We start from the raw sequence: 10647 nt of genomic DNA, 5'->3' as shown, positions 1-10647 counted from the left end.
ACAACTATATCAAGAAAGTGGGAAAGAAATTGAACCTCAGACCGAGAAAGAAACTAAATTTCTCAACCCCGAAAGAAGAATTCTTCAAACAAATCATTAATTTTGCACTTGCCAGTTGAAACTACCGTATTGGTAAAAATCCAAATTGTCACGGAAGAAACGAGTTAATTCCTCTAATTCTTGGTTCAAATATTCTTTGATAATCTCATTGTTACCAATGGGACATTTCATTTCGATACTATAAACCTTACTAAAATACAGATATTTGTCAAGGATATTAGGCTTGATTTCCTTGAAAAAGTGAACTTCTTCCTCATTTGTTGGAAATACATAGTCTGATACAAGTTTTCTTAATTGACTGTATAGCGGAGTAATGAACTTTACCATGTGCAAAGCATCATCTGCTGTAATATCATTGTCATAATTGAGCAATTTTATTTCAGCATTTATCCGGGACAACATTTCTTCCGCTATTGTTCTCATGGCTACGGTTACCTATTGTTCATTGATACGACTTCTTCTAAATCGCCATTCATCAGATAAGGCAAAAGCTCCCGTATCTTATCTACCGACCAGTCCCACCATTTCAAAGCCTGCATCTGTTCTATCATATCAGAACGGAACCGCTTTCGTATCTCTTTGGCAGGGACACCACCCACAATGGTATAGGGCGGCACATCTTTTGTCACAACCGCCCTTGTGCCAACAATAGCCCCGTCACCGATATGGACACCAGCCATAATTACGGCTTCATAGCCTATCCACACGTCATTGCCTATCACGATGTCGCCTTTGTTGTCCCAAGCGGAAGCCACATCTGCCTTATCCAATTCCCAATCTTCATAAAACAGCGGAAACGTGTATGTCGATAGGGATTTCAGGGCATGATTGGCGCAGTTGAACAGAAATTTTGCTCCGCAAGCAATAGAACAGAACTTGCCTATTATCAGCCGTTCATGGTTAATGGGATAATGATACAATACGTTGTTTTGCTCAAACAGACGAGGGTCTGAAACAAAATCATTGTAAATGGTATAGTCGCCTACTTTTATTGACGGGTCTTTGACTACGGCATTAAGATAGACGGTCTGTGTATCTCCGGTACGAGGATATATTTTATTTATCATATAATTGTTCAATTCAATACAACACAATAAGTCATACTACTTTGAGTAGTACAACCTTTTAATAATTTCATGTTAGGGATAATGACAAAACAATAACAGGCAAACCTAAAACATAAGCCTGTCTATTGCTGAATAGCAATAACTGGAAGTGCTATTCGTTGGGCGTAGCTATATGCACAACTGCCATTTCATATTGTTGAACAACTATTTCTTTTTCTGTTAGTTCTGCAAAGATAGCGTTTTTCCCTGAACTTATATTCTCAGATTATCAATTTCTTTCTGAACCTCGTCCAAAAAGCGAGAAGCGTGCGCCCCGTCCATTTGCGTGTGGTGGAACTGGAAAGAAACGGTAAGTGTCGTTTTCAGCAGTCGGCGTTTGTATTTGCCCCAAATAAGAAACGGATTATTAAAAATGCCGCTATACATCCCGACAGCACCGTCTATTTCATATTGTGCCAATGCGGAAGTTCCGATAACCATGCTTTCCGTCAAGTCGTGATTGACGCAACTTTCAGCCACTTGTTTGGTAAGTCGCAGATAGTGTTGATTAAACATAGACAAATCATCGCAGAAAGGAATATCACACGAACTTACCTCGCCCTCTCTGTTAGCGACAATGGTGTTTACTGCAATGGTATCGTACTGCATCAGTTTACCGCCAACGGGCAGCAGATAAAATTCTTTCACGTTCCTTGCGGCTTTGCCGATGCACCAGCATATCAACATGTTAAACTTCATGCCCGATTCCCGGCTGATTTTCACAAGGCGTGACACGTTGAGTGTCTTAAAGAACGTCACCATTGGCATAGGTGCGTTCATCCACATTTCAAAGGCGTATGCCCGGCTGGTTTCTTGGGGATTTACTTCTTTCATACTTAATGCTATTTTCATTTAATGAATCAGGTAGCAAAAGTAGGAGAAGCGTTTGACCCCGGATAGAACAAACGGGACATTTATACGGGATTGGTGAACAAATCGGAATATGGATTTGATACTTTCAGCAAAGACATGGGCGTATATCCACAGAATTTCTTAAATTCCCGGATAAAGTGCGACTGGTCGGCGTAACCGCTGATGTATGCTATTTGTGCCTGATTGATTCCTTTGCCCGCTTGATGCTGCATCTGCGCCAAAGCCTTTTGGAAGCGGACGATACGGGTATATTCTTTGGGATTGATGCCTACAAATGAATGAAACAACCGCTCAAACTGTTTTTTACTTAGGCAGGCAATGGAAGATAATTCGTTTACAGAGATTTGTGGGGTGATATATATTCGCTGTATGGCGGCATCTATCCTTTCAATTCTGTATGTGGTATCAGCTAAATTATCGGCAATTTGTGACACCAGCCATTTTTCTATATAGCTTATGCAAATAGAATTATTCTCACAGTCGAATATTCGTGTAGCCAGTTCATTCAAACTTTTGTTTTCAAGGCTGTAACCGGACACTTCTTGATTGTAAAAGAGCGATGTCGGCATGTTCAGAAACATACTCATAGCGTGAGGGTGGAATACAACCACTATCATTTCTGTATTGCCGTCTGCATACAAATGGGATGAGAAATTAACTTGTCCGCTGATGGTAAGTTTGTCTTGTGCAGCATTCAATTCGGGAATATATAGTGGTGCTTGCTTATGGAAGATGATTTGAGGGCAACCGATAGGATAAGTAAAGGCATCCAGCGGTCGATTGCTCTTGAATACCCAATAATATCTTATATAAGGTTGCAGCAACTTACATGGCTTGTAAAATTTGAACTCCTCTTGAATCATTTTACAAAGGTACTTATTTTAGTAGTATCTTGTTTATTACAGGGTAGTTTTTAGTGCAAGGTGCAAGTATATATCTATATATAGCTTGCACCTTGCACTAACCGCAGAATATTTATTTTCAATGATTTGCATATATCAAAAGAAAGCCGTATCTTTGAACCGTAGTTTTAGGCAGACAACGAACAGCCAAAAGGTGACAGAAAAGCGTTATTCTTGTAACCTAAGTTGTACCCCCTAAGGCTTTGACATATTGATAAGAAATTGAATTTCAAGGATATTGGGGAGTAGGTTCATAACCCGCTCTCTCCGCAATAAACGCTGAAAATAAGCAAATTGCAAAATAAACACCCAATTTTACATCCAAGAATGTAAATTGGGTGTTTTTTATTATTTAAGAAACAATACGGGACATCTGCAAACTTTTGATGAAATGAAAATCGCTATACACTCCAATGAGATGCGATGTTGCAGAAGACAAGTATGATTGGAATATTGAGAGAAGCAAGGATAGGTTTATTGTAATTCTAAATTCCTCCTAACCCGTTCTAACTGTGTCTTGCAGATTAACTTATGAAACGGTTTTATTATAGCAAAATAGAATTTTCCCATATTGTTATGTAGGCATACTTTGGTATTGACCGATATACGTTGATTGCCGTTTCTTATATTTTCAGTCATCAGCGCAACATTGAAATCGAGATGTTTGTTAATTCTACTTAAGGTTACCCTGCTTTCGGATTCGATTTTGATTAAATCCGATAAATTCTTCTCTCCTTTCAGACTAAAAGGTTTCACTATGGCATTGCGGAATTTCATCAAGACAATAATCCACAGCGGTGCGCAGAAGAATCTGTCAGTCAATTCTTCTGCATTTATCGGTCGTGTGGTATGGACTATCTCGCTGTAATTATCAATATAATCAAAATGCTTATTTAGTTCCATAATGCATATAATACTTTATTATCCCAAATTCTTCACCATATAGCGAATTACGACAGCCTTGACATTAGCTTCGGGATATTTTCTTTGGTAATATGCTGTAAGGTCTTTATATAGCCATATGCCAATAGTTTGCGGCTTAACTGATTTGCTTCGGTCCTGCGTAGATATAAACGCATCATATTGCATTACATAGTCTTCTGTATCATCGTCTTTTACAAAATTAAACTCTCCATATCCGGCAACCTTACTTTCAGGCGGAACCAGTTTATAAGACTCTGGAAACTCCGTTGGGGTCTTACTCCTTCTAATTAAAATGCCTTGTTCAACAGTGTGCATATCGTTATCCAATAGGAACCAGTCATCCGATAAAGGAAAAGGAATATAATAGCGCAAGCCTCCAAATTTATAGGTAGGATCGGTTTTAAGTTCATTTTCAATGTCTTCTTTTTTGTCTGCTTCAATGGCATAAGCAAATTCCGGATTGATATACGGACAGCGTTGCTCAAAATACCAATTCGGAATGAAATGAGGTGGCAGATTCTCAGAGTTCTTTTGTTCTTTCGCTATAACTTCCAATAGTTCGTATTCAGTCCATGCCGGATCGCCCATCCTATAATCCAGATAGCTTGTTTCACTAATGCGGATTTGGTATTCATACCCTTCTTCGTATTCAAATTTGCCAATGCTTCCCAGTGCCTCCCATTCGGTGGACTGTTCTTTTTTCACAGCATATACATCTGTAAATACATTGTTACCACACGATGTTACAACACCGGGAAGTTTTAAAGAAGCCACAGTAAGCGTGTATTCTTTATAATCGGTTATCTTCTTACCTTCTGCGTTATCGTCACTGCACGCTGTTAGCCCTGCCATCGCAAAGAATGTCATGAACAGCATTCTTAGAAAGTCTTTCGTCTTCATTCTTTATCTGTTTTAATTGTTCACTATATATTAAATGCCGAAACTGTAAAAACATTGCATCCCGGATGCAACTTTTTATTTCATGGGCTCTGTACCTTAGGCAGAAGTCCCTATAAGACAAAGTTCGTAACCTAACTCGTCCCCCCCCCGACAAATAAAAAACGGAGGGATACAGATTGTCCTAAATTGGCGAAGTCCTGTTGTTATTTGGCTTGCCAGCATAGAACTTATTTGTAGTACAATAGTTTTGCAACTTAAAAAGTAAGTTATGAAATCACCATTCAATATTTTCTTATAAGACAAGACCCGGTTTACGGATAAAAAGATTATCTTTGCAATCTATAATTTTGCATGTTGTTTCATCTGAGACATAGGGCTTATGATTAGCCCCGTAGTCCGTGCGAGGAAGGATCCGACAAACAGAGAGCGGTGAACGTACAGTTCACCAAGAGCACGGCGATGCGCGAGGCTCTCTCACTCTCTGCCGTAGAGTTCGGTTTGTAGGAGGATGTTTTCAATGATTAATACTTTGCAAGTATTTGATAGACAGTGATATACAATACTCAAAATTGTCCTATGAGACAATTTTAATTCTCTTATAGGGCAATTTCGAAAGAATAGTAACACTTAAAAAAGGAGGTAGTAAGAACGGACAGAAACGAACGGAACGCAAGGGGGGATTTTCGCACGCATGGAAGAGCGTGCCCCGCAGGTTAAGGTTAAAATCAAGAACAACGCCGTACGGAAAGATATGTGCGGCACAATAGACAAACCGAAAGAGCGTTTCCATTCATCGGGACTTGGATAAACGGACATATAAATAAACATATTTCGAGCTTTTAGCTCTTGTTCTCTTTGTCTTGAATACCGCCAATATTCGCTATACGAGGACAAGCAGACTGAAAGTTCACGCTGATAGGGCGTGGACTGTTCGGTGCTTGTGGTATAGCAGGTCACTTGGCGGTAACCTAAGACAAATACAAGCAATGAAGAATGGTTGCACGCCTTTTTCTTAATACTTAATATCATGAATTTCTTAACTTTCAATATCATGAAAAGAAGTTTTTTCAAAAAGCAGGCAGGAGCGTTATGGCTTATGGCTGCGATGGTCGTAGGTTGCGGCGAGGCGCCGCCTCCGGCGCACGACGTGGAGTTCGAGGGTAAGGTACTGGATTTTTTCGACGTTAGCATGAGGTTGCAGTGGGACAGCATTCCGGGAAGCGTAAGAGCCGAATACTGTTCAATTTTGGCTCCGATGATTTCCTCACCTGACGACAGGCTCGTGTTGGAAGGGAATATCGCGGCGGACAGCACAATGGTGCTTACGGGCGAACACAGCCGTAATTTTATTTTTCCGGATGGTAAAAACGAACATTTTGAGCAAAAGGACGAATGGAAGTTGCGCCTGAGCAGGACAGAAGACGATTCGCTTGTGCTCGAAGGAGAGGTGTCATCTGACGGACAGCTGAACGGCAACGTGAGAATGGCGGGGAAGGAAAATTCACAAACGAATAAACAATGATGCTCATGAAAACATCAATAACGTATATCATGGCAAGGAGAGTGATGGCGCTTTGCGGGATTCTGCTTTGCATCGGTCTCACGGTCTCGGCACAGCAGAAGCTATACACTGTGACGGGAAAGAGTGTGAACATGAGGGAAAGCCCCGTGACGGGCAAGGTCATAGGAAAGGTCAGCGAGGGAGAGAGTTTTCTAGTCAATGAGGACAAGGACGGATGGATAGGCCTGTGGCATGACAAAAAGCACGGATATGTGTCAAAGCAGTTCGTCAGGGAGGTGAAGACCAAGGACTTCTCGCGCAGGCATCTCGGAGACTACATGGGCAATTCGGCCATGTACAGCGACGGCTATTCTTTAGCTACGCTTAAGGAGAGGGACGGCTACGTGATATTAAACGTCACGGACTACTCCGACGTGAATGAGTTCGGCGGCATGCGTGCGCAGACAAGTTGGACGTACGTGGGACTGCCGGACGATAATGGCGTGCTCTTTACCCACATGCCGTATCCTTACCACGGGGATATACCCGTCAAGGATCAGTTGACGGACCACTGCAAGATAGACGGGGACGGCGATTTCCTCTTCGTAGGTGAGGACGGCGGTCTTTATACGCCTTTAAGGTCATTCGGGGCGCAGGAAGAGACAACGGCGGTCAGCGAACCGAAACTGACGGAGCGCAGCCTGTTCATGCTCCGCGGCGATGTGAAGACGATGAAGATTGTCCGCGCATACAACATCGGGGAAGATGATGATGCGCCGCTCAGCGACATCTCATACGAATATACGTTCTCGCCGGCGGGAGACTTGAGAAGCATTGTTAAGCGTGACGTCAGCGGCGAAAAGATTGGTGGATATCAGTTTACTCAAAGCGGAGACAGATTTCACGTGAAAGGAATACGACCTGAGCTGGATTTTACCGCCGACTACACGCGCAAGATTTCAAACTATTGCATCTCATACTCCGGAGAATGGGAACTTAAAGGTGTCACGGCCGGCGACTACAGCGGATGTTTGTATAACTTCGACATGAACGGACGTATGCCCGCGCAGTCATTCTTCGAATACGCTCCGCCGTTCATGACAAACGGAGACGGCGAATACGACAATATGACCTATACATACGGCGACAATCCGACGTCGCCCACGCACATAAACATGGACCTTCAATACGGCGGAGACGGATGGGTTTTCGACGCGGAGATAAAAGGCGTGAAGACCGACGCACAAGGCAACTGGACGGAGCGCAAGGCATACGTGGACGGCGAGTTGTTTTTCACCGAACGGCGGTTTATCACGTATTACGGTGAGCCTGCCGCCAATACCCCTGTTGTTGCCGGCACCGCAACCGACAACACCGTCTATACCATCGCCGAACAGATGCCGGAATATCCCGGCGGAATGAGAGAGCTGATGACGTTCATAGCCCGGAACCTGCGGTATCCCGCACTGTGCGCCGAGAACGGGATAAAGGGATGCGTAAAGCTGAAGTTCGTCGTGGAACAGGACGGCACGATAGGCCGTATAACGACCGTGTCAAGCCCCCATCCGCTGCTGGAGAAAGAAGCGATACGCATTGTCGGTCTTATGCCGAAATGGATTCCCGGCAAGCAGAATGGCAAGCCGGTGAGGGTGACTTACACGCTTCCGGTGAACTTTACCCTACACTGACAAGCATTCGCTTCTATTTGTTTTCGAGCTTATAAGTCAAAGCGAAGCGACGACTTATAAGCTCGAAAACAAAGGGAAGCGTTCTTCATCACATGATGTGTTCGGCAACTTTATTCCCAATTTCTTCCGCGCCATTCCGTTTTCCATAGAAATCATCTTTCGAACACGAAAGAACAACCTCATTTATCATGATTGTACATATTGTATCCGAATTCACTTCTACATTATTAAAACGCATATCTGCTTATCCTCCGGAGAGCTTGCCATGATCTTTCTTGATATTCATGATGCTATCCTTTATAGCAGCGTTTTATTTCACCAATCGACTTGCCGCCTATCCCGAAGTTCTCGTCCGGCAGTTCCTTGATGGTGACGGTGAAGAACTGCGCAGGGATATGCGTTATCTCGGAGGCTGTGGCGGTTAGACGTCCGATAAGTTCTTTCTTTTGCTCGGAGGTCAAAGCTCCGCTTTCAATCGATATGTATGGCATAATATTATAAGTAGCAAGTATTCCTATTGGGATCATCATTTTCTTTCGAATGCTTTACGAAGCAGGATACATTCTGCCGGCGTAGAGCCATTCAGTCTGACCACCGAATCGTTTTGAACATCTATTGTGGATATGTCGGGCAGAATCCTGCGCAAAGCGTCTTCGACCGACATATCGTCGCAAGCCATCTCGGTCATTGCGCCGTCACCAAGAGCGATTGAATCACCTTTTATGGTGTAAGTCCCTGAGATTGTGTTGCAGTTGGTTTGGATGAAATATGTACTGTCTTCAAAGCTGATATACTGGCGGACACTGTGTATAGTTTCATCCGGACGCACATAATTCGAATCATTGAAGACTATGTTTTCTATGTACCACTGGCCTCGAATGTCTGCATCCGTCACTGTTTCCAAAGTTGTACTCCCTGCGACATCTGCGCTGTTCTTTTTATTGCCTGAGCATCCTGTTGCGATTACTGCCCCTAAAGCTGCGACAGCAATGAGTGATTTAATCTGTAGTTTCATAATTTTTTCTGTTCGTATGGTTAATGATATGTTTTCGATTGAATTGATAAATATGACATAATATCACAAATTTAACTTAAGCAGGATTGAAGCCATATTCTGACCCAGGTTGTGCATATTGGCAATTCCCTCATCGTCTTTTAGGACATCGCTCACCTCTCGCCCATATACCATATTCCAATATGTCGAGCCTATGACAATCATCTCTTTATTGAGAAAGAAATGATTCATGGTGTCAATAGCTGTCATGCCTCCGGCGCGACGAACGGCAGCGACAGCCACACCAAGTTTATGTTTCAGAATACCCGGATTCGTGGCTGCGACAACGCCCCCTCTGTCTAACAATGCCTTCATTCGGGAGGAAACATCGGCAGAATAGACTGGGGAACTTTCCGTGCGCTGCCATTAATGCCTATTACTTTCATTTCATAATTGATCTTAAAGAATCACCGATTGAATAATGCTTGGCGAGATATTCACGGTGTGCGGCAAGGAACCGGTTAACCTTACCCAACGACTTTTTGTATGTCAGAATTGCGATGAACATAGTCTTATTTTCTTTTAATTGTCTGACACGTATGTTTCTTTATTTTTCCTTAATGTCTTGATGTACAAACTCACCGTTTATCCATAAAGTGGCATCGGTTCCGGTGAAATGGAGAAGTACATAGTTCGGGTCCGTCGGACCACCGGGAAAATGGTTGATATACCAGTTCTGCCACATTTCCTTGCGTATGCTGTCATCGGTGACGATTTCAACTGTTCCGCGCAAAGCAACACTGTCTCCATTATAAGAATAACAAAGTCCTGCCTTGGGATTTGTCTTGAAATCGGCAACTTTCACAGAGTCTGCTCCCGTAGCCATCCATACTTCGTTGCATCCTACAGTATGACCTTTTGCCATAGGTATCGGGCGAGGAAAACCATCGGCATTGATTGAAGCCAGTGTCACCTCATTGCATTGAGTCAATAAAGCCATGGCCTTTTCAATAATCGTTCTTTCGTCCTTCTGTTTCCATCGTTTCAGATTCGGGAAGAAGCGGCGCATCTGTTCTTTCGCTTGTTCGGGCGTAAGATTCCAACCTGTCTGTTCGTTCATCTGGTCGGTAAATTGCGCGCAGAACTCAATCATCTGTTCCATAGTGAAGTCCTGTGTGAACTTGCCGTCTTTGTAGCAGTACATGCAGTAATCCTCATTGCAACTGCCGTCAGCATTTGTTCCTTTGTTGTTTGCGATTAGCGGCATGCCGCAGCTCTGACAAAATTTATGTTCCATATCGTTTCTTTTTTTTACTCTCCCGTCCGACAGAGAAGGTTATTGAATGTAGAAGCGCGGACTGCAACGCCACGTCTTAGTTTGTAGGTCGTAGGAAAACATTGATGCAGATGTGGCAATAGTAGCCCACGCTATATATGTGCGTGAGAACCACTATGCTATCTCTTGCATCGTTTTCTGAATTTCCTACGTTCACAAACTACAAGATGGCATAACGCTTCTTATTATGTATTGGAAAGAGTTGCCCCTGTCCGAATACAAAATTAGTTGTTTTATTTACCTGTTGGCGGAATTAATTTAATGCATACTTAATTCTGCCAATGGGCTTGTCGTTAATGAAGTTTACGTATTGCAGAATGGTAAGTGCACTAATTTTGCCAATGATTCTGGCAAACAAACCAT

11 protein-coding genes and 3 pseudogenes are annotated in these 10647 nt (G+C 42.9%); 3 read left to right on the top strand and 11 right to left on the bottom strand.

Translation table 11 applies throughout. The features are described 5' to 3' along the window. A pseudogene (locus tag HPS54_RS13175) lies at positions 1–119 on the top strand (IS30 family transposase); the annotation flags it as partial. On the opposite strand, the gene HPS54_RS12165 reads toward HPS54_RS13175, so the two are convergent. From HPS54_RS12165 to HPS54_RS12140, 6 genes are all read right to left on the bottom strand, one after another. Beyond that, entirely contained in the window at positions 97–483 is a 387-nt protein-coding gene (locus HPS54_RS12165) for an RteC domain-containing protein (protein ID WP_253952013.1), read from the bottom strand. The pseudogene HPS54_RS13175 and the gene HPS54_RS12165 overlap by 23 nt on opposite strands. Positions 484–491: 8 nt before the next feature. Continuing rightward, entirely contained in the window at positions 492–1127 is a 636-nt protein-coding gene (locus HPS54_RS12160) for a CatB-related O-acetyltransferase (protein ID WP_172345708.1), read from the bottom strand. Positions 1128–1379: 252 nt separating this feature from the next. Continuing rightward, positions 1380–2000 (bottom strand): CatA-like O-acetyltransferase, family 2, encoded by a 621-nt coding sequence (locus HPS54_RS12155; protein ID WP_172345707.1) that lies wholly within the window; start codon positions 1998–2000, stop codon positions 1380–1382. Between the two features lie 80 nt (positions 2001–2080). Next, positions 2081–2902 carry a helix-turn-helix domain-containing protein gene (locus HPS54_RS12150; protein WP_172345706.1) on the bottom strand — a complete coding sequence of 274 codons (822 nt, stop codon included), beginning with the start codon at positions 2900–2902 and terminating at the stop codon, positions 2081–2083. A gap of 513 nt (positions 2903–3415) precedes the next feature. Beyond that, positions 3416–3844: a DUF2867 domain-containing protein gene (locus HPS54_RS12145; RefSeq protein WP_172345705.1), complete on the bottom strand. Its 429-nt coding sequence runs from the start codon at positions 3842–3844 to the stop codon at positions 3416–3418. 18 nt (positions 3845–3862) lie between these two features. Beyond that, positions 3863–4765, bottom strand: coding sequence for a DUF4377 domain-containing protein (locus HPS54_RS12140; protein WP_172345704.1), 903 nt, complete (start codon positions 4763–4765; stop codon positions 3863–3865). 1051 nt (positions 4766–5816) lie between these two features. Here HPS54_RS12140 and HPS54_RS12135 point away from each other — a divergent pair. Together HPS54_RS12135 and HPS54_RS12130 are read left to right on the top strand one after the other, a co-directional pair. After that, positions 5817–6287, top strand: coding sequence for a hypothetical protein (locus tag HPS54_RS12135; RefSeq protein WP_172345703.1), 471 nt, complete (start codon positions 5817–5819; stop codon positions 6285–6287). A 5-nt stretch (positions 6288–6292) separates the two neighbouring features. Then, positions 6293–7954, top strand: a complete 1662-nt coding sequence (locus tag HPS54_RS12130) for an energy transducer TonB (protein WP_172345702.1) — start codon at positions 6293–6295, stop codon at positions 7952–7954. Positions 7955–8244: 290 nt separating this feature from the next. Here the strand turns inward: HPS54_RS12130 and dmpI are convergent, their stop codons facing one another. The 5 genes and pseudogenes from dmpI to HPS54_RS12105 all read right to left on the bottom strand — a co-directional run. Next, positions 8245–8445, bottom strand: a complete 201-nt coding sequence (gene dmpI, locus HPS54_RS12125; RefSeq protein ID WP_172345709.1) for a 4-oxalocrotonate tautomerase DmpI — start codon at positions 8443–8445, stop codon at positions 8245–8247. 35 nt (positions 8446–8480) lie between these two features. Then, positions 8481–8969 carry an META domain-containing protein gene (locus tag HPS54_RS12120; RefSeq protein ID WP_172345701.1) on the bottom strand — a complete coding sequence of 163 codons (489 nt, stop codon included), beginning with the start codon at positions 8967–8969 and terminating at the stop codon, positions 8481–8483. 63 nt (positions 8970–9032) lie between these two features. Beyond that, positions 9033–9344 (bottom strand): annotated as a pseudogene (locus HPS54_RS12115) (flavodoxin family protein); the annotation flags it as partial. Between the two features lie 211 nt (positions 9345–9555). Continuing rightward, positions 9556–10245 carry a zinc ribbon domain-containing protein gene (locus HPS54_RS12110; protein WP_172345700.1) on the bottom strand — a complete coding sequence of 230 codons (690 nt, stop codon included), beginning with the start codon at positions 10243–10245 and terminating at the stop codon, positions 9556–9558. Positions 10246–10537: 292 nt separating this feature from the next. Continuing rightward, positions 10538–10647, bottom strand: a pseudogene (locus HPS54_RS12105) (IS982 family transposase); the annotation flags it as partial.

This window comes from Xylanibacter caecicola (genome assembly GCF_013166515.1).
GTDB lineage: Bacteria > Bacteroidota > Bacteroidia > Bacteroidales > Bacteroidaceae > Prevotella > Prevotella caecicola.
The sequence above is the reverse complement of the archived record's forward strand: the minus strand, read 5'-3'. Positions and strand labels throughout refer to the sequence as shown.